The 23,739-nt window shown below is 41.1% G+C and carries 22 protein-coding genes and 1 pseudogene; 6 read left to right on the forward strand and 17 right to left on the reverse strand.

Annotated features, from left to right (window positions below; translation table 11 throughout):
• Positions 1–16: 16 nt before the first annotated feature.
• Positions 17–613, reverse strand: a complete 597-nt coding sequence (locus tag CSH92_RS09315) for a CBS domain-containing protein (protein ID WP_100657319.1) — start codon at positions 611–613, stop codon at positions 17–19.
• Between the two features lie 59 nt (positions 614–672).
• The gene (locus tag CSH92_RS09320; protein WP_100657320.1) at positions 673–966 is read right to left on the reverse strand and encodes a hypothetical protein; all 294 of its coding nucleotides are present in this window, start codon (positions 964–966) and stop codon (positions 673–675) included.
• A gap of 476 nt (positions 967–1,442) precedes the next feature.
• On the opposite strand from CSH92_RS09320, the gene CSH92_RS09325 reads away from it, so the two are divergent.
• Complete coding sequence (locus CSH92_RS09325; protein ID WP_100657321.1) at positions 1,443–3,854, forward strand: methyl-accepting chemotaxis protein; 2,412 nt, start codon at positions 1,443–1,445, stop codon at positions 3,852–3,854.
• 400 nt (positions 3,855–4,254) lie between these two features.
• Here the strand turns inward: CSH92_RS09325 and CSH92_RS09330 are convergent, their stop codons facing one another.
• Entirely contained in the window at positions 4,255–5,085 is an 831-nt protein-coding gene (locus CSH92_RS09330; protein WP_100657322.1) for a rolling circle replication-associated protein, read from the reverse strand.
• Positions 5,086–5,191: 106 nt separating this feature from the next.
• Positions 5,192–5,458 (reverse strand): hypothetical protein, encoded by a 267-nt coding sequence (locus tag CSH92_RS09335; protein ID WP_100657323.1) that lies wholly within the window; start codon positions 5,456–5,458, stop codon positions 5,192–5,194.
• 433 nt (positions 5,459–5,891) lie between these two features.
• Between CSH92_RS09335 and CSH92_RS09340 the strand changes: the two genes are divergently transcribed.
• Positions 5,892–6,746 (forward strand): hypothetical protein, encoded by an 855-nt coding sequence (locus CSH92_RS09340; RefSeq protein WP_100657324.1) that lies wholly within the window; start codon positions 5,892–5,894, stop codon positions 6,744–6,746.
• 322 nt (positions 6,747–7,068) lie between these two features.
• Here the strand turns inward: CSH92_RS09340 and CSH92_RS09345 are convergent, their stop codons facing one another.
• Positions 7,069–7,482 (reverse strand): hypothetical protein, encoded by a 414-nt coding sequence (locus CSH92_RS09345; RefSeq protein ID WP_100657325.1) that lies wholly within the window; start codon positions 7,480–7,482, stop codon positions 7,069–7,071.
• Positions 7,479–8,507 carry a phage/plasmid replication protein, II/X family gene (locus tag CSH92_RS09350; RefSeq protein WP_100657326.1) on the reverse strand — a complete coding sequence of 343 codons (1,029 nt, stop codon included), beginning with the start codon at positions 8,505–8,507 and terminating at the stop codon, positions 7,479–7,481. Before CSH92_RS09350 ends, CSH92_RS09345 begins: the two co-directional genes overlap by 4 nt.
• A 126-nt stretch (positions 8,508–8,633) precedes the next feature.
• Between CSH92_RS09350 and CSH92_RS09355 the strand changes: the two genes are divergently transcribed.
• The gene (locus tag CSH92_RS09355) at positions 8,634–9,134 is read left to right on the forward strand and encodes a helix-turn-helix transcriptional regulator (protein ID WP_240612767.1); all 501 of its coding nucleotides are present in this window, start codon (positions 8,634–8,636) and stop codon (positions 9,132–9,134) included.
• A 76-nt stretch (positions 9,135–9,210) separates the two neighbouring features.
• Here the strand turns inward: CSH92_RS09355 and CSH92_RS09360 are convergent, their stop codons facing one another.
• From CSH92_RS09360 to CSH92_RS17415, 10 genes and pseudogenes are all read right to left on the reverse strand, one after another.
• Positions 9,211–9,915, reverse strand: a complete 705-nt coding sequence (locus tag CSH92_RS09360) for a DUF4145 domain-containing protein (protein WP_100657327.1) — start codon at positions 9,913–9,915, stop codon at positions 9,211–9,213.
• Positions 9,916–10,680: 765 nt separating this feature from the next.
• Entirely contained in the window at positions 10,681–12,141 is a 1,461-nt protein-coding gene (locus tag CSH92_RS09370; protein ID WP_100657329.1) for a phospholipase D-like domain-containing protein, read from the reverse strand.
• A 686-nt stretch (positions 12,142–12,827) separates the two neighbouring features.
• On the reverse strand, positions 12,828–14,213 hold the full coding sequence (locus CSH92_RS09375; protein ID WP_100657330.1) for a class II fumarate hydratase: 1,386 nt from the start codon (positions 14,211–14,213) through the stop codon (positions 12,828–12,830).
• A gap of 134 nt (positions 14,214–14,347) precedes the next feature.
• Positions 14,348–15,100 carry a hypothetical protein gene (locus tag CSH92_RS09380; RefSeq protein WP_100657331.1) on the reverse strand — a complete coding sequence of 251 codons (753 nt, stop codon included), beginning with the start codon at positions 15,098–15,100 and terminating at the stop codon, positions 14,348–14,350.
• A 255-nt stretch (positions 15,101–15,355) separates the two neighbouring features.
• Positions 15,356–15,832, reverse strand: a complete 477-nt coding sequence (locus tag CSH92_RS17230) for a polyphosphate kinase 2 family protein (protein WP_420807502.1) — start codon at positions 15,830–15,832, stop codon at positions 15,356–15,358.
• Entirely contained in the window at positions 15,799–16,257 is a 459-nt protein-coding gene (locus tag CSH92_RS17235; protein ID WP_240612768.1) for a polyphosphate kinase 2 family protein, read from the reverse strand. Before CSH92_RS17235 ends, CSH92_RS17230 begins: the two co-directional genes overlap by 34 nt.
• Before the next feature lie 46 nt (positions 16,258–16,303).
• Positions 16,304–17,284, reverse strand: a complete 981-nt coding sequence (gene hflC, locus CSH92_RS09390; protein WP_100657332.1) for a protease modulator HflC — start codon at positions 17,282–17,284, stop codon at positions 16,304–16,306.
• Positions 17,281–18,258 carry an FtsH protease activity modulator HflK gene (gene hflK / locus CSH92_RS09395; protein WP_420807505.1) on the reverse strand — a complete coding sequence of 326 codons (978 nt, stop codon included), beginning with the start codon at positions 18,256–18,258 and terminating at the stop codon, positions 17,281–17,283. The genes hflC and hflK overlap by 4 nt, the downstream gene beginning before the upstream one ends.
• A 499-nt stretch (positions 18,259–18,757) precedes the next feature.
• A pseudogene (locus tag CSH92_RS17365) lies at positions 18,758–18,975 on the reverse strand (helix-turn-helix domain-containing protein); the annotation flags it as partial.
• A complete protein-coding gene (locus CSH92_RS17415) occupies positions 18,972–19,052 on the reverse strand; it encodes a hypothetical protein (RefSeq protein ID WP_420807506.1) in 81 nt (26 codons plus the stop codon). The gene CSH92_RS17415 and the pseudogene CSH92_RS17365, both read right to left, overlap by 4 nt.
• Positions 19,053–19,307: 255 nt before the next feature.
• Between CSH92_RS17415 and CSH92_RS09410 the strand changes: the two genes are divergently transcribed.
• From CSH92_RS09410 to CSH92_RS09420, 3 genes are all read left to right on the forward strand, one after another.
• Positions 19,308–20,447 carry an acyl-CoA dehydrogenase family protein gene (locus CSH92_RS09410; RefSeq protein ID WP_100657335.1) on the forward strand — a complete coding sequence of 380 codons (1,140 nt, stop codon included), beginning with the start codon at positions 19,308–19,310 and terminating at the stop codon, positions 20,445–20,447.
• 28 nt (positions 20,448–20,475) lie between these two features.
• Positions 20,476–21,435, forward strand: a complete 960-nt coding sequence (locus CSH92_RS09415) for an alpha/beta fold hydrolase (protein WP_100657336.1) — start codon at positions 20,476–20,478, stop codon at positions 21,433–21,435.
• Between the two features lie 202 nt (positions 21,436–21,637).
• Positions 21,638–23,083 carry a hypothetical protein gene (locus tag CSH92_RS09420; RefSeq protein ID WP_100657337.1) on the forward strand — a complete coding sequence of 482 codons (1,446 nt, stop codon included), beginning with the start codon at positions 21,638–21,640 and terminating at the stop codon, positions 23,081–23,083.
• A gap of 59 nt (positions 23,084–23,142) precedes the next feature.
• On the opposite strand, the gene CSH92_RS09425 is transcribed toward CSH92_RS09420, so the two are convergent.
• The gene (locus tag CSH92_RS09425) at positions 23,143–23,601 is read right to left on the reverse strand and encodes an Lrp/AsnC family transcriptional regulator (protein ID WP_100657506.1); all 459 of its coding nucleotides are present in this window, start codon (positions 23,599–23,601) and stop codon (positions 23,143–23,145) included.
• Positions 23,602–23,739: the final 138 nt, after the last annotated feature.

A 23,739-nucleotide genomic window follows, 5' to 3' on the forward strand; every position in this document is an offset into this window, starting at 1 on the left:
GGCCCGCTGTTGATGGTTATGCTGAGTCTTTTATCCCTTCAGGTTGCGCAATGTCAGCATTTAACAGCGCTAACCAATCATTAAAACTCGCTGGTTCAGGGTAACCATCCGGTAACCTGAAGTGTTTAGCGATATCGTGCAAAGTAACAATCCCGCTTAACTTAGTATTGTCATCGCTTGTGACCAAAATGTACGGCTCGTCATAGCGTTTAAAACTTGTTAGTAAACGGTTCACCGACGAATGAGCTAATTCGCTCAGCGCTATTGAAACTAATTCAGACCGTTTTTTCATAAAGTCGGAAACTCTCAAATCATGCCGGTCAAATCCATCAGCTACACGCTGAATAATGTTTTGCTGGCTTAAATCGGTACTGGTTATTACACCGACGAAATTAAGTTGATTATCTACAACAAAGCGCATCTTAACGTGCGCCTTTTTCATTAAATAAGCCGCTTCTACGGCCTTGGTGTTAGCATCGATAACTAATGGACGCTGCACAGTAAAGTCCGTCATTAACAAACGAGCAGGAGAACGCAATGAAAGATAACGGTGGTCTTCTGGCCAGCAAAAGCCGACCACTGAATCGCATTTGGATAATGTAAATAATGACATTTTAGATTCCTCTTAAATAAATTTTAACGAGGGCTAGGAGCACCTCCGTGTTTAATAATTTAAGCGGAAAAAGGCGGCCCCCGAATGGAAGGCAAAGCGGGTTGAAGGTTTGGCGGTGCTTTAAACCCGAATTCTACTTGAGGACTAACGTTGTCTAACGACAGTAAGCGGTAATCAAATACCAGCGCATTAAATTCTTCGGTGTCGGATTCAGATGTGTCATTGCCAATAGCTTGGTTATCGAATGAATTGATTGTAAGGTTTTCATCAACATTAATGTGCCACCGACTGTTTTCAGAAGAAAACACAGCAAGCAAAGAGAATAATGTGACTGCACTTAACAAACGTAACATTTTAACAAACGCTAATCATAAACCTTGAATTACAGCGTAAGAGAGTTAGTGAACTCGAGAAAGGAGGTTGTTACAAATCAACCTGATTTTGCGATAAGTGGTGTACTTTAAGCTTAACTTGTGTTTTACAAGTTATATTTCGGCTTCTTAGTTATAAAACACTGAATAATACATAAATTATTCATTTAAATGGTTCTCATTCTCGTAATTTGTTGATTAACAAAATTGTGCTGTTAAATCACGCTACATGTTCAAAAACTATGAGATTTCATCCGTAGAAATATGCAATATGCGGCCGTTAACACATCATTATTAGAGTGGGAAGAAAGAAAGCTGGAGAAAGATTGCGCACAGAATTTTAAGCTTTTCAAAATAAATATCGATATTTATTAAAGTTAATTTTTTTACGGTCTACACTTAGAAAAGCAACGATCCAAGCATTTGATTATGGCTATTTGCCCAAAGGAATATCGGTTATGAAGCTTTTTCGTTTTAATTCTGCAGACAAAAATAAAAGCGCATACATTTACGCCTCTGATTACAACCCATTTGGGCAATCAATGGCCTGTGCCAAACTGTCCGATACAAGTACTCTTTTAGTCAGTGATATTTCGCCAGCGTTAAGCAAACTATTAAATATTAACGCGATAAGTTCTGTTTCGCTGCGCACGTTGTTTCCAAACCATATAACCAATATCACTGACGCTATTACAAAGGCTAACGCCAATATGTCGAGCTCAGTTACTGTCTTTGGTGCCTATGATTTAGCGATTAAACTGGTGCTGACATTTTTAAAACAACAGCAGCAGGTGTGGATGGTCGCATCTGAACTGGTAGAAGAAAGCGTCGCTGAGCAGGCTAATCAGGGGCTAGGTCTCTCTGGAAAGCAACAGACTAATGCCGAATTGTTGTCTCGTTTTGATGGAATGGCTGTTTGCGAATTAAATTATTCTGGCACCATTTCAAACGCGAGTTCAGAGCTTGCTAAAATATTAGGCAGCAGTGTAGAGGCTATTGATGGTAGATGTTTTATTGAGTTTTTAGATGTAAATGCGACTGACCGGTATGGTGATGTTTTAGATCTGCAAAATGCTGTCACGCAAAAACGTCAATCAGGCGCGTTGGCAATAACTGGCAGTGATGGGCAAAGACGTTGGATACAGGTAGAATTGCAACCTGTAGAAGATAGTGACAAGCCGTATGCATTGTTGATTGCAAGTGACATTAGTGAGCAGAAGGAAAGACAAGCGAATGCCGAAAGCCAAATTGACGCCATTCTGAAGTCTCAGGCTGTCATTGAATTCACGTTAGACGGCACAATCATTCGAGCGAATGATAATTTTCTTTACGCTTTAGGTTATCGGTTGGAAGATATAGAAGGCAAACACCACCGCATTTTTTGTGAGCCCAGTTATGTCAATTCCTCTGAGTATAGCCGCTTTTGGGCAAAGCTTGCGGCGGGAGAGTTTTTTAGTGGGGAGTTTTGTCGGTATACCAAAGACAATCAGGCCATTTGGATACAAGCTACCTATAACCCAATATTTGATGCGGCAGGCAAACCCATCAAGGTGGTTAAATACGCTACCGACATCACCGAACAAAAGCAACGCAATGCATTTTTTGAATCACAAATAGATGCCATAAGGAAATCAAACGCTGTAATAGAATTCAATTTAGACGGCAAGATCCTCGATGCAAATGATGCGTTTTTATCGGTAATGGGCTATTCAATAGAGGACATTCGTGACCAGTATCACAAAATCTTTGTGGATCCAGAATACAGTCGCTCAGAGGAGTATAAAACGTTTTGGGAAACCCTCAGAAGCGGGCAGTTTCTTACGGGGGAATATAAGCGCATCGCACGCGGGGGGCGTGAAGTTTTTATCAATGCCTCATACAACCCTATTTTTGATTTATCAGGAAAGCCGGTGAGAGTGATCAAATACGCTACTGATGTGAGTGCCAGAGTAAAGACGGTTAATATGGTCGAGAAGGCGCTGTCTGAGTTGGCACGAGGTAATCTCGATATTCATATTAGTGAAACGTTTGACATTGCATTTGAACCGTTAAGAGAAGCGGTAAATACAACCGCTCAACGTTTAGTCGATACCATAAATGGCATTACTCTCGCGGCGGAAGGTGTGCGTGGTAGCGCCAGTGATATAGAACAGGGTAACAGAGATCTCAGCGCTCGCACTGAACAACAGGCATCTTCGTTAGAAGAGACATCCGCCAGCCTAACCGAAATGGCTTCTAACGTAAAAGAAAGCTCCTCTAACGTTAATAATGCGCTAGATAGTGCCCGCAAAATGATAGATATGGCGCAAGACAGCAAAGTCACAATTGCTGATACAATATCAGCCATGGACGCGATTAAAAAATCGAGTGAAGAAGTACAGAAAATCGTTAATTCGATAGATGGAATTGCATTTCAAACAAATTTACTAGCACTCAATGCTGCCGTGGAAGCTGCACGAGCAGGAGAGCATGGTAGAGGGTTTAATGTGGTCGCAAGCGAAGTGCGCGTGTTGGCACAACGTTCCGCCAATGCTGCAAAGGAGATTAAGGCGTTAGTCGAAAAAAGTGCAGGTACTGTGGGTGAAGGCATAAAGCTTGTAGAAGCCTCTGGTGAAGCGTTCAATAACATGAATGAATTAATTGAAAACATGAATAGGCTCATGGAAGACATCTCAACTGCTGCGACTGAGCAAGCGACAGGTATTAATGAAATAAGTACAGCGGTAAATGAAATGGATCATGTTACACAACAGAACGCGGCATTGGTTGAAGAATCAACAGCGGCTAGCGATCAACTTGTTCAAGAAGCGAGTACGGTTTCAGACCTGTTGTCTTTTTTCAGAGTACCTCAAATCGCGACTCGTCACTGAGAACATTTACACTGAACTTTGAACCACCATATATTAGTCAGATTAACGCCACTTTTGTGGCGCTGATTGCTAGTTCTTCATATTTGCATCTTCTGGCTTGTTGGATTAATGACCTCAATACACCATTTAACATAATATACATTATGCGCAATTAGGTATTAGGTGATTAGCATACGGAGGATACGTTAAGCCCGTGTGATATACACGCCTAGGTTCGTTATTAGAACCTTCCACGGCGACTCTAGTATTTCACCTGAGCTTTTCAGCACGATACCTCCGCCTTTANGATTACGGAATAGAAATCCGTAAAAAAAGTCCCTACTACCTACCGATAAAAACAGACTAACGAATATACATTATGCGCAATTAGGTATTAGGTGATTAGCATACGGAGGATACGTTAAGCCCGTGTGATATACACGCCTAGGTTCGTTATTAGAACCTTCCACGGCGACTCTAGTATTTCACCTGAGCTTTTCAGCACGATACCTCCGCCTTTAGCTCGACGTGGTTTGTCGTCGATAGATGTAATCTCACGAACCCAGGTTGGCATCAACCACCAACAACGTTCATTGCGTGACGATTCTGATAGGCCACCATGCCCATGAATACGACAGCCTTTTGGGAAGCTATCTGTATCGTCCTTAGACAGATATTTTGCAAGGTACGCAACTGACTTTCTAACAGTCTCGATTTTAGTTGAGCCATGTTTCCACCAACCACGTTTGTCAGGCATTGGTAATCTGAACGCTTTGGGAAGCCACATAACGACGTGATAATGAACTGCACCTCGCTTTTGTAGTTCCGCGACCCATGCGTATCTAGGATCAATTTTTGAGCGCTTACACCACGTCCTAACCGTATTCATGAACTTACTAATATGATCAGGATGCCATCCGTCTACCTTTGCATAAGTTAGCGTGATCATTATGCAATATGTTCGATATTTAAGTTTTTGAACTTCTTCGTCATGCAACCGCACAGTGGTCAATGTTCCGCATTTCATCCTTTTTAAACGAGACTTTTGCCGGTCTATTTTAAAAATATCATCTGTGTGACTTGTTGAAGAAGAGATAAACCCAAAGGCAGTCCGCTTGCCTTTTTCACTTCTGAGATCGTTTTGAGTGTGTTTTTCAGTAGGATCTGATAACTTTTCGCATGAAATTTTTTCATGCAAACCATTTTTATGCGATGCTGACTCACTGACAGCATCAGAGTGTGCAAGTAACATTGGCGTGTTACTCCTTTTCCGAGGTTGGTAACAATCGATAGAGGTGTTGGCGCACCTACTACCGAACTTGAGAGGCCTGACTTTGGCGAGTCAGGCTTCTTACTTTCTAGCTTTCTTTAGGCATATCTTCAGCCATCGCTTTATCTAAAGCGCTCAGCGTTGGTGCAAACATCTCTTTGAATGCATTACCAACAGACTCAGCCATGCGTTGACTATTCTCACGTTCGATTCGTTTCTTATTAATCGCCTCACCGAGGTAAACAGCTGCTAAGGACGCAGGCGCTTGTCCTATTTCCTCAGCTAACTGCACAAGCTCTGCATGCAATGTGGGTGTGATTTTGACAGCGATTCTTTCGCTTCGAGTCTCAGTCATAATGTCTCTCCGGTAGTCCATAAGTACCCTTGTGGATTCGACATTACGAGATTAAAACGACTATTGGAAGTGCCCCATCGGGCACCCTACTCTGATTGATTAGCTGGATTTATAAAGATTCTAATAATCTAATATTATTAGTCCTTTATGGCTTCTGTCTGCTCGTTCCCCTCACGGGTACGCGCGACAGCGCCATAAAATTCCCATTATGGGAAAAAGTGTCGGTATTACTATACGACACTTAGTTTTTTAGTATCGCAATTGTTCAGCAGGACGGCGATTAGATATAGTGGATATCTAAACATTAATTAGCCGTTTACTATCAAGAATGATTGCACATCGTATAGTTACCGCTCACAAGTTCGCTGCATGCCCTTTGGGCATTTGAATAATGATGTTACCGATAATTACACAGGTTAAAGGAAGCGTGATAATGATGGAGTTATGGAATTTAATTACAAACTACAGTACCGCAGATGCGAGAAACGTAGCGACAGTAATCTTCTATGTGATTATTGGTTTTGTAACTATAAAAACTTATTTACATGCAAAAAAAGCATTTTTTGAACCTAAAACAACAGAAGTTTACAAGCTGCAAATAAGTGAACTTAGGGAGGCATTCAATCTATTTGGAATGGAGGGAAAAACTGGCGTAATGAGGATGAGCGGGTTTATAGAGATGATTTTATCGACTCATAACCTTTTTATTTCTGAATACATAAAAATAATGTTACTTGTGACAGTTAGTGGGCATAAGATTAAATATTATGATGCTGCAGAAAGATATAGTGATGATCTCAGAATTGTTTTAGATACAGAGCATTATAGAGTTAAAGAAATAGGAGCATACAAGGAGAAAGCCAAAGAACATTGGAACTCGATTGATGAATGGATGCTTGAATATAGCGGTGAAGATCCACGTCCTCGATGGGATATGTATTTGTTGACAGAGCTTGTGATACCGAAATCACATGATGAATTTAAGACAAAACTTAAAAAATTGGCGTTCTCTGCCTTACTTCCAGAGAAATTAAGAAAGATGTTTGAGGACTATTACTTTTTGCTAGACGAAGTATACGTACAAATACTTGATGAATTAAATTCTCAGAAAGATGAACTAGCTAATAACGCAAAGTCGTTTGCAGAGGTAAGAGGTAATAAAGTTGATGACATGAGAAAACGGGTAATTAAGGATATCAACACAACCAAACTTGAAACTTTGAGCAAAGAAATAAGAAACTATATTAGGGATTATTTACGGATTGAAAGTGTAATGAAAATAAAGTGAATAAAGACGTAACTCTGACAGTTGAACAGCAGCTATTATTGATAAGAATGCCATGCAGATTACGTGGTACGTACATTACATGGCTGCTTGGCTTTGACCCTTATTTCCTAATGAGCCGAGAAACTTACTACCGCCATGCCGCAGAACTTAGCAACGATTACGGAATAGAAATCCGTAAAAAAAGTCCCTACTACCTACCGATAAAAACAGACTAACGAATATACATTATGCGCAATTAAGTATTAGGTGTTTATCGTGAAGAGGATACATGAAAGCTGTGCGTTAACCAGCGTCACGCTGTGCAACGCACAGCTTCCAGTATTTAATTAAGTAGATTTGATAGCTCTTGGTCGACGCGCTTTTCATATGCTGACCAGTCATAAACAAATTCAGGATTTGGTAATGCTGGCATTAAATCGTAAAGCAAATATGAAACTTGAGTGTCGATACATATAAAACCAGCGTTGAGTGGCAACTTGTGAAATTGAAATGAATTTGGATTTAAATGGCGCTCAATATCTGAAATAAGTTCTTGCTTAGTATCACCACTATAAACATCACCTTCACCACATGAATCAGGTCTAAGCAAACCTCCAGAGATTATCGCGATGTAACGCGATTCCTCGTAAAAGACTGTTGCTACATAATACTTGCTACCAGATTTAAGCACACTGATTAAGGCTTCTTTTTCGATGTCGATATTGGGTGCAACTTGTAATGCTTGTTGGATATTCATGCGTACCTCGCTGATGGATGAATGAGTTGTTTTTGGTAGGCCCATTCGGGAACATCAACAGGCGCGGCTTCGAGTATGCGGAACATGGGAACAACATTAGTTGTAAGTTTTTCACATGGACTTAGGTCAATATTGATACCGTATTCCATAAGTGCTTTTCGCTGTCGATAGTACGTTGCTTTAGACATCATTTGTCGAACATTGTGTCCTTCAGACCAAAGCGTATATGTGGATACGAGGCGTGTTGGCAACTCGCTTTTCGCTTTACTTGATAGTTTTACTTGATCGGTCATTTGGATTTTACCCAGGTATTCATTAAAGGTTTGCTTTATGACTTTGGGCGTAATATCGCCAGCGCAAACCAAATCAAGTTTCTCAAGCTCTTTACTTAAGAGACGTAGCTCTACGCGGAGTTTGTTTTCAGCCCAATCTTCAATACCTTTATTTGTTAATGATTCAGGAATGCGACCTGTTTTACTTTGTATTTCCTCGGCTTTGCAGTACAGCTTTATTGCCCAGCGCTCAGATGTTTTACCGAAATATAAAGTACCTCCCTTAGTAGTTGGACGTCCGTGACGTGTTTTGGCTTTAAATTCCATAGCTCTAATGAATGACTTAACATCGTCCCGAGTAGGAAGTTGAAATGAATAATTAATGTCTATGGTTGTAACTTTATAAGCACCCTGCTCTACCATTTTACGCTCTAAGCTCGATGGTATGATGCTGAACTGTTTGCAAATAAGCTCGTAGGTATCATGCATTAGAGATACTAAATCGTCAGAGCCAAATACATTGTGTCCTTGCAGAAATTTTGATGGGTTACCGCTGACGACTAAATGAGTAGCGCAACCGTAACCATCAGAACCCACGCTCTTAATAGATATACGTTTATCGAAACTTCCTGTAGCCATAACTCTTTTGGGTGTTTGCCATTCAATTTGGCCATCAGCATTAATGCTCACAACTTGCCCTGAATTCAGTGGCAAGTGTGTTAATGGCAAAGTGGCTCGAACCCAATCAATCACTTTTTTATCCTGCTATGAGTCTCAAAATGAGACAAAAGTCGGGTATTACTAGACTTCCCGACTTGTAAAAAATCAACATCCTCAAAAACCTGTCAAATACATTTATCTTTAAGTTGACTTAATCATATGTGTAATTTCAAGAAAGGGCAAAGAAAAGTGGTGTTATGCTTAACGAAATCTTTAATTGTGAGAATGATGATGGCACTAAAAGACGTTATTAAGGATGCAAGAATTAAAAAAGGGTTAAAGCAAGAAGATGCCGCTAAAAGTGTTGGCGTAACCGTTCAGACATACAGCAAGTGGGAAAACGGGAAGACTGAGCCGAGGGCAAGTCAGGTTGCTTTACTAGCTCAATCATTAGGGTTGTCAGAAATGGAGATATGCCGTGGTGAAATGAACCAGCGATACAGCCTTGAAGAATTTATCGAAGCATCCGAAGCAGCTCGTAAAAGCCACATTGCAGACGATGTGCAAGAAGCCGTTTTGTTATGGCGCTTTTTAGATGATCACAAAGGTTACTTGCTAACACTGGCGAAAGCCTACCAAGGTAAGCCACATGCTCACGCAGCAATGCTAGAAAAAATGGGTTACTCGAAAGAACAACTGAAAGAGTTGGAGTCTCAGTAACAGTTAAAAGATCGCTATTGTTTAGCAGGAACGAGCGCTCGCTAGCGCTCATGGTTATCGCTTCGCTGCATGCCCCTTAAGGGGCATCTTTTTGAGCTGCATGCCTATTGTTTCGATCTTCTCTTCTAAGCCTTATTCGTTCAGGCATTGTGTACCTTGTTTCTAAGTAGCTGATGGTGAAATCCATCACATCTTCAGCTTCGAGCTGAGTAACAGTACCATCGTGAGCCCCATCGTTACCATTCTCTCTAATACAATGAGAAAGCTCTTCAAGTTCTGCCGGCAAATGTTTTTGTTTAAAAAGCTCTATAAGACGCCTATTTAAAGTGCCTTTAATGTTATTAGCTTCAGCTATTGGCTTGGTATCAAGATCAAGGCATAGCCTGAACATAGCAACAGAAGCGTTATAACAGGATATTGCATAACAAGCAGTTGCTTCATTAAAGATATCTTCTAAGTTCTGAGGTGTGTACAGAGGGCACTCAATACCACACATATCTTTCATTGAAACATAGCCAGTTATGTCTAATACGTCATTGAGTGACGCTTTACTCTGAAATACATCTGGGTTGTATTCATTTTTAAAAAGATGTTCTATTTCATACTGATTATTTGTTTGGTACATATTGAATAGCGTTGGCTTATGACAGCTACGACAAACTGAAAATACTTCGTATCCCCTTTGCCAGTTATATTTTTTGCCTATATATGTAAATGATGAAGTATCAAAAGTTATTTTATTTGCCCCACACCTTGGGCAATCTGCAACGCATGTTGGCATTGAGGAATCCTTAATGATTAAATTATTGGATGAATAAAGACGTTACTCTGACAGTTGAACAGCAACTATTATTGATAAGAATGCCATGCAGACTGCGTGGCACATACATTACATGGTTGCTTGGCTTTGATCCATATTTCCTGATGAGCAGGGAAACTTACTATCGTCATGCCGAAGAACTTAGCAAGGATTACGGAATAGAAATCCGCAAGAAAAGTCCCTATTACCTACCTATAAAAACAGACTAACGAATATACATTATGCGCAATTAAGTATTAGGTGTTTATCGTGAAGAGGATACATGAAAGCTGTGCGTTAACCAGCGTCACGCTGTGCAACGCACAGCTTCCAGTATTTAATTAAGTAGATTTGATAGCTCTTGGTCGACGCGCTTTTCATATGCTGACCAGTCATAAACAAATTCAGGATTTGGTANTGATGAGCAGGGAAACTTACTATCGTCATGCCGAAGAACTTAGCAAGGATTACGGAATAGAAATCCGCAAGAAAAGTCCCTATTACCTACCTATAAAAACAGACTAACGAATATACATTATGCGCAATTAGGTATTAGGTGGTTAGTGTGTCAGAGGATTTAGCATAGTTACTAAAGTTAGAAGTTGCTTGCTGTGAGCAGCACTCATGGCTGTTCACGCTTCGCACTTCTAACATTTAAGTATTATTTTATAGGCTTGCTTAGCTTGAATGATGACCGCAAGATTTACCGAACGCCCATTAATGCAAAACGTTAGTCTAGTCACTCTTTTACAAATATGACGAAAATAAACGACAGGCATTGTTGCGAATTTTTTTGCATACAGACAACTTTTTCAAATCTTTTGCGAAAACACGGCTGGCATTTTGTTTTTTTGCACTAAAAATATCCTTCAATGTTTCATTAAGTTGCGCATCAAAACACTCCAGATTGATTTCGAAATTGAATTCCATACTTCTGGCATCCCAATTGGTGGAACCAACAAAAGACCAAATATCGTCAATAATTACAAGTTTACTGTGATCAAATGGCCTGTTGTTTCTGAATAGCCTTATACCATGCTCAATTATTCGCGGAAAGTTTGCCTGCATTGCCCAGTCAATAAAAGGAACATCGCTGTGCTTCGGCAATAAAATTTCAACACTGATACCACGTAATGCAGCTGCATGAAGAGCTGTCATTAATGTCTGGTCGGGCACAAAATAAGGAGTCATGATTTTTACACTGGTTTGCGCCCGGAATAATGCGTTGATTAAGGTCCAGCGTATTTTATTGTGGTCCTCATCCGGACCATCCTGAACAACTCGAGCTACAACCGTTTTCTCGCATTCTTCTTCCGTCACTCTAGTTTTAGGTGTATAGGGTGGAAATTGAATTAGCTCACCTGTTGCAAAAAACCAGTCCTCTACAAATACTTGGCTTATCTGATCAATCACTGGTCCTGCGATTTTAAAATGCACATCATCAATAGGGTGTGCAGCAGTTGTCGTTTGATTGCTTTTACTTATGTTCATGCCACCCAAGTATGCAACTTCGCCATCCACGCAGAGTATCTTTCGGTGATTTCTAAGATTGATAAAACGAATGCTGGTCAGTGAAACAGTAGGTAAAAACCGAGCTGTTTTTACGCCTAGTTTCTGTAACTCTTTATCAGACTGGTGCCAACTATGCCCAATCCCTACCCCGTCCAGCAATACATTCACGATAACCCCACGCTGACGTGCTTCAGCCAGAGCATTGACAAATTGGCGACCAATCGAATCATAGTTGAATATATAACTTGATAACACGATATAGTGCTTAGCACTGCGGATAGATTGGATCATGTCTGGATAAGCCATATCACCGTTTATGAGAGGTTCAACGCTATTGTTAGCGAGGTAATTTAACGGATGTATGTTTTGCCCTGCGACTATTGCAGGTTGCCAGTTTTCGGGGATATGGTGCTCTTTTTTCGGTTTGTCTTGGCGGCGAAGGTTTTGTTTAAGTGCTTGCGGATGCTTTTTCTTTGCTGCCCGCTTAATGCGATTTATACCAAAAAACCAATAAAACGCGCTGCCCACCACCGGCGACAGTATGACAAGACCAATCCAAGCCAGCGATGTACGTTCGTTTTCTTTGTATAAAAGTACGTGCAGTGATGTCAAAAAAGATAAACCTACATGCAAAACAACGATGATGGTTACCCAATGGGGGTAAATCCCATTCACCAGCTGTTCAAATATTTGCATGAAACTCAACCTAAATAGTGGGTTAGAAAATCAACTACGGAAGACAATTGTGTTGTAAGACTTTTTCAATGAAATTAACATCTATCTAACGGCCACTTTCGGCGGTAATTTCCTTTACTTGATTGTTGCTCTTACCAGCGCATTTTCAATAATGGATTTCATATTGATAGGATATGCCATTACACGCATTGACGATACGATACTTTATTCGTAATCGAAACATAGGGGAACAAAAGCCTAACCATGACCGAAATAGCGCCATTCCCACAACCATAACAAAAAGGTATCTAATCATAACCGGCCAAAATTATAAAAATCCCAGTTGGGACATTTTTGGTGCTGTTTGGCATTGTGATGTTGGTTATACCTTGAAAAGGATTACTCACAATAGTCATTAATCTAAGTTTGTTGCCATTTCAATATAAAAAGAGAATCGAACGGAATCTTCTATCGCAAAAATCAGTCAGGGTATATCTAAACTGGATCCGTATTAAGGTGGAGAAAGAACCTTTTATTTTCGACTAAAGCTGCAATCCTATTTCCCACACTCCTAACTTACTTCGCGTATAAATTTCAAGATCAGATTAGAGGAAGTATCTACATTTACAATCATGTATGTTGTTGATTCTTTTCTAGATAGCAAACAATATTAATCATCCGATTACTGACTTTCTTGTTTTTTCAAGTTAACGTTTAAGCTGTAACTTTTCATCCAAGAGTTGTTGAAACTCAATAGCTGTGTAATATCCCAATTCTTCAGCTGCCTCTGCTATCGACAATCGCTTGCTGTTAGCTGTGTGGGCGATTTGCGCGGCAACATCGTATCCCAGCGTCGGAGCTAATAAAGTGATCACTGATAGGTTTTGCGTCATGTTTGTGCTGATTTGAGAGCGATTTAGTGTCAGGCCATCGACGCAATGCTGTGTAAATGATTTTATTGCATCAGATAATAGCTCGATGCTTTCCATCACATTATGAATAATAGCTGGGCGATAGGTATTCAGTTGAAGTTGGCCATTCGATGCCGCAAGGGAAACGGTTAAGTCGTTGCCAAAAACCTGTAGGCAAACCATACTTAATGCTTCACATTGAGTTGGGTTTACTTTCCCTGGCATAATAGAACTGCCAGGCTCATTGGCCGCCAGAGACCATTCGTTAAAGCCACAGCGAGGCCCGCTACCCAATAATTTAAAGTCATTGGCTATTTTGAATAACACACTGGCAAGCTGTTTAAGTGAATTGCTGTAGCGCAATAAGGCGTCTTCACCCGAAACCGCGGCATAAGTATTGTCTGCCACTCTCAACGGTAAGAGATAGTGGTTTGCCAACTTTAACGCCATCTGTGCACCAAAGTGGCTAGGCGCGTTATCCCCTCCTCCCACAGCTGTGCCGCCAATCGCCAGTTGATACACACCATTGAGACTTTCACGTATAGCGCTTTTAGCCTGTATTAACTGCGCACAGTATCCTGAAAAAACCGCGCTAACAGGTAGAGGTAGTGCATCCATTAGATGGGTTCTGCCCACCGTAAGCAACGTCTTGTATTCACGTTGTTTTTCGTCCAATTGGTTGATCAAATCCTTTAACGATTTAAGTAAGGTATTGTGCGTAAGGTTAGCAACCACTAGGTGCATTGCGCTTGGAAATACATCATTAGACGACTGTGACATATTGACGTGATCGTTAGGGTGAATATGCTCCCTTATGTCCTCGCTCGACTGGTTCTGAAAAAATTCGTTAGCGAGTGTGCTGATGACTTCATTCACATTCATATGGGTTTGCGTACCAGAGCCTGTCTGCCATATGCGCAGCGGAAACTGTTTGTCATGGTCATTTTGTAACAGTTCATCGCAAGCCGCTAGTATCGCCTTCGAATAGCGAGCAGGTAGTAATCCATTGTCACTATTTACCTCCGCCGCAGCCCTTTTGATATGTATAAGGCATTGGATAAATGCTGGCGCAAACCCTTGTGTGCCAATATTAAAATAACGTAACGATAATTGTGTTTGGTTACCCCAAAGCACTTTTGCCGAAAGGTCATTTTCAATTTTAGGTATAACATAATCTGCCATTGAGCTTCCATTGTTGTGTTGAAGTAAAAGACTGGTCGTCCGAGTTAAATCGTGTATCTTCAAAGAAGCCAAAAATGCAAACGAGAATCGACGATTGTTAACACGGTTACAGCATTAGCTCACACATTTAAAAATCATATAGACGTTAATTTTTTCCCGACCTTGATTAGATAGTCTTGTGTATTTAAAAACTCTGGCTTGTATTCAGGGCAGTGTTCAATATTCTCGGCGGAGAGGTGAGAACTGACGTTATGCTCCAACCAATTTATCGAATCGATGTGTTGTGGATTAATCAATACTTGCTTTCCACCCGGCAACAATCTGTGAGTATCCACCACTATGTATTGAACAACCCAATTGTCAGTATCCAATATCAGGTCATAAATTAGTCCGAATGTGTCGTCTTTGGCTTGAATATTATAACCTTGTAACTCTTTAATGGAACGCAAATGATTTCTGGGAATAGTAGACTTATCGCCATCTTCGAAGTCTTTCATTGACGGTCGCTTGCTTTGCGCCAAGTCCATAGGGTGCGCATACTCTCCCCAAACATCCTGGCCAGCCCAATAGAATCCGTATCCGAAGTATTCGGATAACAGTGCTTCATATTCGCGGGAAACCGTTTGATGCTCATCGATGGAGGGGCTGTCTTTAACTTGCTGCATGGACAGTAGCACATGGATTTTCTCTTCTTCACTGTCGATTCTGCGTAACGACATCGGTGAAATAAGCACTTTTTCACCCATAGGTAGCCATTTACGTGTATCGGCGTGCATGTATCTGACCGCCCAACTGCGGTCATCAAATAAAAAATCTTTAATCGCACCAATGTCGCCATCAGAAGCAGCTAGGGTAAATCGCTTGATATCCCGTAATCCTACATACATGTTTTTTCTCAAATTTTTGAAAATAATGACTTAGGTTAGAAAAACAGATAATGGAATTCTTGAGCCTGTGTAATGCAGTTTGTTCCTATGCGCGTTGCACGTCTGTGCGCTACAACACATAAACGGATATATTTACAAATAATAATGGGACGGTATTTTTACCGGTAAAACATTTAACGGCTTAATGGGTTTGACGCTAGGACGGTCAACTAAAATACTGCATGTGGATTAATGCCAACAATCTTAAGAGAGGTATCATGTCAACTCTCTTCTGAACCTTTGTAGTTCTTTGATCCTTTGCTCATCACTGGCTGGATAGTGCATGTCTAAGGATTGAAGTGTCTCGACAATAATGTTGGCAACAATCAAGCGCGCATTCTTTTTGTCATCAGCAGGCACTACATACCAAGGTGCGTCGTCGGTGCTAGTAGCCGTTAAGCACGTTTGATAGGCGTGCAAATATTTATTCCAATATTGACGTTCATTAATATCAGCTTTGCTAAACTTCCAGTTTCTACTGAGTTTATCGATTCGTTTGAGGAAACGTATGCGCTGTTGCTCTTTCGAAAGGTGCAAGAATATCTTAATAATTTTTGTACCATTTCGGCTCAGATGCTGTTCAGAATCAAGGATAGATTGATAGCGGTGCTGCCACACATCGTTTGCCTGGCCTTTTTTTTCGGGAATACGCTGACTGCTTAAGATGTCGGGATGCACCCTAACAATAAGCACTTCCTCATAGTAAGAGCGGTTGAAAATGCCAATGCGCCCTCGTTCTGGCAGCGGTTGAAAATGCCAATGCGCCCTCGTTCTGGCAGCGCTTGATTGGTGCGCCACATAAAGTCATGATCGAGTTCCGTTGCAGTGGGGTGTTTAAAACTGGTTACCTGACAGCCTTGCGGATTGATCCCTGACATCACATGCCTGATCGCGCCATCTTTCCCAGCTGCATCCACAGCCTGAAAAATAAGTAACAAAGAATGCTCATTTCTAGCATAAAGTAAGCGCTGTAACTTGCTCATTTTGGAAATTTGGTTTTTCAATTTCCGATGGTAACGCTTCTTGGAATCATAGTGTGCTTCAATTAATGTCGGTAATTGGCCGAGCACGCATGCTTTCCCCTCTTCCACTTTGAAATCATCAATATTAACTTTCATATCAATCCTCGCTTTGTATGCTTGAAACTCGGACGCAAGTGACTGTTTATTTTGGCGGAATTTGGTTTGTTTCGGTATGTTGTAAATACTGAAAGAGTTCGCTATCTGTAGACAGCACCAAGGTCGTATTTTTGCTCATTGTCAGCTCGAAGGTTTGCAAGGAACGAGTAAACGCATAAAAAGCTACGGCGTCTTGATTTTGATTGTAGGCATTAGCGTAAATAGCGGCTGCTTTAGCGTCCGCTAATCCACGAATTTCTTCCACTTGACGATATGCTTCGGATTGTATTTTGTTTAAATCACGCTCTCTGTTGCCGCTAATGCGGGCAGCTTCTCCTTTACCTTCTGATAAAAAGCGTTCGGCAATTTGGCGCCGTTCGCTGATCATTCGCTCATAGATTTTTGGGCGCACACTTTCATTGTAGTTAATCCGCTTAAAACGAATATCTAAGAGTTCAATACCAAACACTTTTACCTTTTGTGCTGCAGCGGTGAATATGTCTTTCTCAACTAACAAACGTCCTATATTGATGGGTACTAAGCTACCAATGTTTTGTGCTTTTTCGGCGTCGGTTAGCAACGTATCTCTAAGCGGTTGTCTGTCTTTGGAAGTGCGTATAATTTCAATCAACTCGTGTTTTGCCACCGCATTGCGCGTTTCACTGCCGAAAATGTCATCCAGTCTCGATTGCGCGCTGCGCTCATCTCCAAGACGCAGAAAATATTGCAAAGGATCAATTACTTGCCAGCGAGCAAACAAGCTAACAGAAATATACAGCTTATCTTTAGTTGGCATATCTGAAGGCGTACCTTCCCATTCCAATACGCGTTTCTCGATAGAGTTAACCTGCTGAACAAAAGGCATTTTAAGCTTGATGCCGGCGTTAACAATGGGCTCACCCACTGGCTTCCCGAATTGAGTAATAACTACCTGTTCAACTTCGTTGACTGTATACAGGGCACTGTTTACAGTAACAACAATGAGAATGGTCACAACACTAACTATAACCCATAAAACACGATTCATTTTACTTCACCTTTAGTTGTGGTTAGATTTAGTAGCGGCAACACACTCTTTGCTTGGCTATCAATGATGATTTTTGTACTGACGAGTGGCATTACTTTTTGCATTGTTTCAAGGTAAAGACGCCTGCGTGTTACCTCTGGCGCCTGTTGATACTCAGTAAATAATGCATGAAAGCGCAGCGCATCTCCTTCAGCTTCATTAATACGCTTTAACCGATACCCATCGGCTTCGCGGATACGCTGATCACGCACCCCTTCAGCAAGCGGAATAATGCGGTTGTATTCGCGACGAGCCTCGTTGATCAGCTTCTCTTTTTCTTGTTGAGCTTGATTAACTTCGTTGAAAGAAGCCTGCACTGCTTGCGGTGGGTTGATGTTTTTTAGTTGCACCTGATCAATACTTATTCCCATTACATATTTAGTCGCCAGTGCTTGCATTTTTAACAATGCCTCAATCTCTATTTCTTGTCTGCCGATAGTGATAACTTCATCGACGGTGCGATCGCCGACCACCTCACGCATCACAGATTCAGATACATAGCGAAGTGTGCCCGCGGGATCGCGCACTTCAAATAAATAGTGTTTAGGGTCAGCAATCCGATATTGCACCACCCATTCGACCAAGGCTGTGTTCAAATCGCCAGTCACCATTTGGGTTTCTCCGATTTGGTTGTTAATTAGCTCAGCCCTCGATTTACTGGAAATGTAAAACCGATTTGGCGTAATGTTTTGATTGGGGTCTGTTGCACCGGGAGTTGAAAATCCAAATTCCTGTTTCAACTGGCGTTTAGTCGGCACAATGTAGACTTTATCGATGCCTAGCGGCATTTTAATATGCAACCCAGAAGGCTTAATTACTTCAAACTTGCCAAATCGCAGCACAACTGATACTGAATCACTTGGCACAGTGTATAGGCAGGTATAGCCAGTGAGAACAATCAGTATCGCTATGAAGATGACGATGATGGCTTTCATATTTCCTGAAGGTAACAGTTTCCTACCCTCATGCATCAGTTTTTGAACTGCGGTATTTACGTCCATGGGGCTATTGGAGTTATTGTTCGTTTTATTGGTACTTTCGCTTGTTGTAGGCATAGTATCCTCATTTCGTCGATATCAAGCGCCGTCTATTGACAGTTAAAATAACTCTCTAGATCTGTGCATTGGTAACCTTCACACATATGCAAGTTCTTGATGTAAGACCTAGGTAGGACGACTCAATTATTGAGTGATTTATTTTCTGATGGTAGAACTGGGGATTTTGGCCAGAATATATTGTGTTTGGCTTTCTTCTTTTATTTTTATCAAACGGCTTTTTACTAGCATGACTTTTTTCTTTGTTATGGCTTTGCATACACAGCTCTAGGAAATTCACCTAATTGCACTATTGCAACTAATTGAGAATTTAAAGGATAATACAGCCTTTCGCATACTTCCGTGCGCTAGCACACACAGTAAAGAAATTGTGGAGCCGCTAATCAAATAAAATGTTGCGGTAAACTCCTAACCTCTCGGTCTCATGCTTTACGACTGAGTAGCATTCGCAGCATAGTAATTCTTACTGTTGCATATCCATTAGAGTCATGTGTCCGCGTTTGTATGTAATAACGCCTAGCTTTTGTAATTTTCCTGCGGCTTCGGTTACCCCTTCCCTCTAACGCCCAACCTATTTGCTATTAGCTCTTGGGTCATCTGTTGCAGAACACAAACAAGGCACCAGACATTAGCGCTAACGCCATGTCAGTTTCCACGATGGAGGCCAAGTCCATTAGTGGACTTTTGAAGTCAACAAAACCCAGATGCAAATACACCTGAGCGGGGTCAATGGTAAGGCCATTCGATACAAAATTAGGTTGTTCATTTATCTGAAAAATGAAATGAATTTACGCTCGCTTAGGAACTTAAATATTCTCGATTAATTGATATCTATCAGAAGAAACAATAAATTTTTTATGACAGCGCGATTAACATGTAACGCGTCTAAATGATGCCCACCAATTTTGATTTAAAGAGGCAAGCTGATAATGAACGAACGAGAAGAACTCACTTTATTTCGTGACATGGTATTACGCTTTTTAGAACAGGAAATACTGCCTCACTATGAAGCCTGGGAAGAAGCCCATAAAACGCCGCGCGATGTTTGGAAAACAATGGGCAGTGCCGGCCTATTACTGGTCGATATGCCAGATGAATTTGGTGCTGCTGGTGCTAGTTTCGATGTGGCACAAATGATCCAAGAAGAAATGTGTCGCTTAGGCTTGCATGCATTGGCAACGGGTTACAACATTCACGCCAATATTGTCGCACCTTACATACTGAATATTGGTACTAGCGAGCAAAAGAACCAATGGTTACCGCGTATGGTGACTGGTGATGTTCTAACTGCACTCGCAATGACTGAACCGGGTGCTGGGAGTGACGTAGCCAATATGCGTACCACAGCTGAAAAAGATGGCGATAGTTACATCATCAACGGTTCAAAAACGTTCATTACGAATGGTAACCAAGCCGACATGATCATTGTCTGTGCTAAGACCGACGGCAAAGCAGGTGCGAAGGGAATTTCACTGTTTTTAGTCGATACTACCCTGCCCGGTTTCTCCACAGGGAAGCCAATTAAGAAGATTGGTCAACACAGTAGTGATACAGCAGAATTATTTTTTGAAAATTTACGCGTCCCTACTTCAGCATTATTAGGTGAAGAAGGAAAAGGGTTTGTGTATTTGATGCAAGAGTTACCACGGGAGCGCCTCGGATGTGCCATTCAAGCTATAGGTCATGCGCAAGGAGCACTTGATCTTACTGTTGACTATGTCACTCAGCGCAAGGCGTTTAACCAAGCAGTAAGCCAATTTCAAAACACACGATTTAAGCTGGCCGAGTGTCAAACTGAGTTGGAAATGTGTCGAGCGTTGTTTGAGAAGCATACTCAAAAGTATAAGAATAATGAGATGACTGTCACGGATGCCGCAATGCTTAAACTAGCAGCCACTGAAATGCAATTACGGATGGTAAATGAATGCCTGCAGTTATTTGGTGGTTACGGCTACACAGACGAGTACCCAATTTCGAGGTTTTATCGCGATGCGCGGGTGCAAACGATTTACGCGGGCAGTTCTGAAATAATGAAGGAAGTCGTTGCTAGGGGAATTTTAGGGCGATGATATCTCAAGTACGTTTGGAGAATTTCACATGTTAATGTGGATTGTAGGGTTCACTTTAATTGTATTAACGCTGTCACTTTTCATCGGTTGGTTGATAACCAAACGTTTTGACAAATCCCTGCGCGCGACTTTTCCACGGTCGGGCAAGGTTACTCCAGTTACTGGTGGAAGTATCCATTGGACGGTTAGCGGCCATGGAACAACAGTGATCTTAGTGCATGGATTAGCTGGAAATTTGCATAACTTTCGTAGTTTAGAAAAAGCACTTGCGGAAAAATACCAAGTTTATTGTTTGGACAGGCCTGGAAGCGGTCATTCTGGGCGCAAATATCGCACCGATCCAAGCTTTACTAATCAAACGAGAATGATTGCCGAATGGATGCAAAAGGAAGGGATTGAACCAGCTATTTTTGTTGGCCACTCAATGGGAGGAGCAATCTCACTCAACTTAGCGATCAACGCACCTGAGAAAGTGAAAGGTTTAGCCTTAATTTGCCCGCTTACAGCTCCGTTGAATATTAGACCTTCTCGGGCAGCACAGTTTTACTTTCGCAGCCGCCTACTCCGCTATATTGTGGCCAAAGTATTCTCCCCTTTGATCCACAAAAAGATTGGACAACGGCAAGTCAGTGTAATCTTTAAACCAGAAAAGCCACCCTCCAACTTTGCACGTGAGCATGGCGGCGCACTCGCCATGTTATCTGATGCATTTTTAGCGGCCAGTGGTGACCTCTCAAATGCGCAAAAAAGCTTACGCGAACAAGTTAAACAGTATAAACAAATCGAATGTCCGGTTTCGGTACTTTATGGCCAAGATGACCGAGTATTGAATTGTCAAGAGCATACATCAATGATTGAAAAAACAGTACCGCATGCATTCACTAAAGTATTACCCAATAAAGGGCATATGCTTCCGATAACAGCTGTGCAGGAATGCTGCGATATCATCGATGAAGTGCTTGAAAGAAGTAGTCTCCAATATCAGTAAATACGACAAAAACGAATATGATGCGGTATAAATTTCATAATTGACTATAGTTACCAATAACCAAAAACACTGGTTATTTAACATTTCTAACGGTATGGTTTTGTGAGTTTTTTCAAGCAGGTTCACGATAACGCGTTGCCAACATAAAGCAAGCCGTAATAAGTGACCAACTATTAGCGCTGCTGGAGATTATCTTAGCTGTATGCCAATTCAACACGAGTCGAGTTACACACGCGCAATTACCGATCTAATAGCGTTAGTTGAAAGTCCAACTGAAAATGCCGACAGTCTTGTCCAGGATGCTGCTGTTTATTTTAAAGCTGCAGCGAACCTCAAAGAAACCATTACCACATTAAATAATGCAGTTTCAGAAAAACGAGATTCGTTGCAAATAGCGAGTAAAAAAGATCAAGAAGCTCTCAAAAATGAGCTTGATAAGGCCGAAGCTGCGCTTAAAGAAGAACTTACATCACAACAAGAAGACCGGTTAGCACGTCTTGAACGCGCAACCGTAGTCTGTGAAAAAATCTTGGCGCTGAGTGAAGGCAAAGACCTCACTGAAACGCTCGAAAAAAGCGCCAAGTTTTTGGGCACTATTCTATTATTGTCCCCGGGTGAAGGTCGTCGTTTGCAAAAACTTCATCAACGCATGAAACCTTGCTACAAAGCGGTTCTGAGTATCCGCTTGTTAGATGCTTTGATGCAACAGAAACAGGTTAAAAACAAATATCTAAACACCCACTATGAGATTGATACACGTTTTCAAAACGAAGATCGTCAAGGTCAGCTTGCAACGGTGATCTTTCCTATTATGCTGGTTGCGCTTTTTCAAGACATTGGTATGCAGCACCCTGATGTACAAAAGATATTAAAAGGCCCTGATAATCAATTAGATCCCTACAGAGTGTTACCGGTAGAAGAACGTAAAGAGCTGCTTAAACTTAACTTCCAGCATACATTAGATTACTTAGAGTATGGCTTAGGTATGCATAAGTACGTTGGAAACAGCCGAGAAGAGCGCGATGCGTTTAATCAAACGCAAACCCAAGCGGTCGCTTTTTCAAAACTTGTTATGAAGGATATTTTAAAACCTCGCCACGGGTTAGGCGAAATAATAAAGATCCCGCAGATCTACTCTTCAGTTGTGCTCTCAACTAAGCGCGAATATAAAGCTATCGAATTACCTAAAGCCTGTTTATTGATTGAACAACTCGCAGAAAAAGGTTCGCTCAATAAAATTATCGCGGAATTGTTTACTAAGATGGTTGGCCATTTCCCGCAGGGTTATGGTGTCACTTATATTCCAACAACTGATCAAGGTGAAGAGCTTGACCGCTACGAATACGCTATTGTTATTGGCTTATACCCAGACAATTTATACGAGCCTGAATGCAGAATTGTAACCAGAAATCTTACTTTTATTTCCTCCGGCCCCTCTCTAACAGTCAAGCGTGGGCTCAATCTTTATTTCCCCAAAACACGACAAAAATTAGCAAAAATTGACAAAGAAAAACTAAAAGAAATCTTGCAGCAGTTAAAACAAGAAGTCACCGATGAGCATATAGAAAACCTTATCCCTCCGTGCTGGCTTCCCCACGAATACTTTTCACAGAAACAGCATCAAAACCTCTGGATAAAGGCTTATTAACCCATTTTCGTGAAAACCTATTTTTAATTAAGGGCATAATAATACTCAGGAGCAAAACCTCATATGTGATTCAATGGTACCTGTGTGCTGTCTTTTATTTTTTCCATTGCAAAACTAGAGGTCACGTCAGTGAGTGAGATACCGCTAATAAAACGTTTATAAAAGTGATCATAACCTTGCATATCGGCAACCAATACCTTCAGCATGTAATCATATTCCCCACTTAAACGATAGATTTCCACGACTTCTTCAAACGCTTGAGTGTGGCTAGCAAATTGTTTTAACCACTGAGGATCGTGGTGTGAGGTTTTAATATGTACAAATACAGTGAGACCTAAGTTTAGCTTATCAGGATTAAGAATGGTTACCTTGCGTTCGATTACATTGGCATCTTGTAAGCGTTGAATACGCCGCCAACAGGGCGTTGTAGTTAACCCTACGTGTTCTGCAATTTCTGCAGTAGATAAACTAGCGTCAGATTGCAACAATTGCAGGATTTTTTTATCTAAAGCATCGATAGAGACCAATTTTTCTCCCCTTTCCCACAAAGAGTAATTTTAGTCTCAATAATTTAATCTATATAAAATAAATTTGCACAAATAATCACAAAGAGCGAACTTCGCTTTAGTGCTTATGATAGTAAAAAAGTGCTCAGC

The sequence above is a fragment of the Neoalteromonas flava genome (genome assembly GCF_002807685.1).
Taxonomy (GTDB): domain Bacteria; phylum Pseudomonadota; class Gammaproteobacteria; order Enterobacterales; family Alteromonadaceae; genus Alteromonas_E; species Alteromonas_E flava.

What these genes read in the sequence shown, in the direction of transcription:
- CSH92_RS09370 (WP_100657329.1), bottom strand. Translation starts at nt 12,141, where the DNA reads ATGCAAATATTTGAACAGCTGGTGAATGGGATTTACCCCCATTGGGTA.
- CSH92_RS09325 (WP_100657321.1), top strand. Translation starts at nt 1,443, where the DNA reads ATGAAGCTTTTTCGTTTTAATTCTGCAGACAAAAATAAAAGCGCATAC.
- CSH92_RS09375 (WP_100657330.1), bottom strand. Translation starts at nt 14,213, where the DNA reads ATGGCAGATTATGTTATACCTAAAATTGAAAATGACCTTTCGGCAAAA.
- CSH92_RS17415 (WP_420807506.1), bottom strand. Translation starts at nt 19,052, where the DNA reads ATGGACTTGGCCTCCATCGTGGAAACTGACATGGCGTTAGCGCTAATG.
- CSH92_RS09410 (WP_100657335.1), top strand. Translation starts at nt 19,308, where the DNA reads ATGAACGAACGAGAAGAACTCACTTTATTTCGTGACATGGTATTACGC.
- hflK (WP_420807505.1), bottom strand. Translation starts at nt 18,258, where the DNA reads ATGAAAGCCATCATCGTCATCTTCATAGCGATACTGATTGTTCTCACT.
- CSH92_RS09380 (WP_100657331.1), bottom strand. Translation starts at nt 15,100, where the DNA reads ATGTATGTAGGATTACGGGATATCAAGCGATTTACCCTAGCTGCTTCT.
- CSH92_RS09340 (WP_100657324.1), top strand. Translation starts at nt 5,892, where the DNA reads ATGATGGAGTTATGGAATTTAATTACAAACTACAGTACCGCAGATGCG.
- hflC (WP_100657332.1), bottom strand. Translation starts at nt 17,284, where the DNA reads ATGAATCGTGTTTTATGGGTTATAGTTAGTGTTGTGACCATTCTCATT.
- CSH92_RS17235 (WP_240612768.1), bottom strand. Translation starts at nt 16,257, where the DNA reads ATGAAAGTTAATATTGATGATTTCAAAGTGGAAGAGGGGAAAGCATGC.
- CSH92_RS09360 (WP_100657327.1), bottom strand. Translation starts at nt 9,915, where the DNA reads ATGCCAACATGCGTTGCAGATTGCCCAAGGTGTGGGGCAAATAAAATA.
- CSH92_RS09420 (WP_100657337.1), top strand. Translation starts at nt 21,638, where the DNA reads ATGCCAATTCAACACGAGTCGAGTTACACACGCGCAATTACCGATCTA.
- CSH92_RS09315 (WP_100657319.1), bottom strand. Translation starts at nt 613, where the DNA reads ATGTCATTATTTACATTATCCAAATGCGATTCAGTGGTCGGCTTTTGC.
- CSH92_RS09330 (WP_100657322.1), bottom strand. Translation starts at nt 5,085, where the DNA reads ATGTTACTTGCACACTCTGATGCTGTCAGTGAGTCAGCATCGCATAAA.
- CSH92_RS09320 (WP_100657320.1), bottom strand. Translation starts at nt 966, where the DNA reads ATGTTACGTTTGTTAAGTGCAGTCACATTATTCTCTTTGCTTGCTGTG.
- CSH92_RS09335 (WP_100657323.1), bottom strand. Translation starts at nt 5,458, where the DNA reads ATGACTGAGACTCGAAGCGAAAGAATCGCTGTCAAAATCACACCCACA.
- CSH92_RS09345 (WP_100657325.1), bottom strand. Translation starts at nt 7,482, where the DNA reads ATGAATATCCAACAAGCATTACAAGTTGCACCCAATATCGACATCGAA.
- CSH92_RS09415 (WP_100657336.1), top strand. Translation starts at nt 20,476, where the DNA reads ATGTTAATGTGGATTGTAGGGTTCACTTTAATTGTATTAACGCTGTCA.
- CSH92_RS09355 (WP_240612767.1), top strand. Translation starts at nt 8,634, where the DNA reads ATGTGTAATTTCAAGAAAGGGCAAAGAAAAGTGGTGTTATGCTTAACG.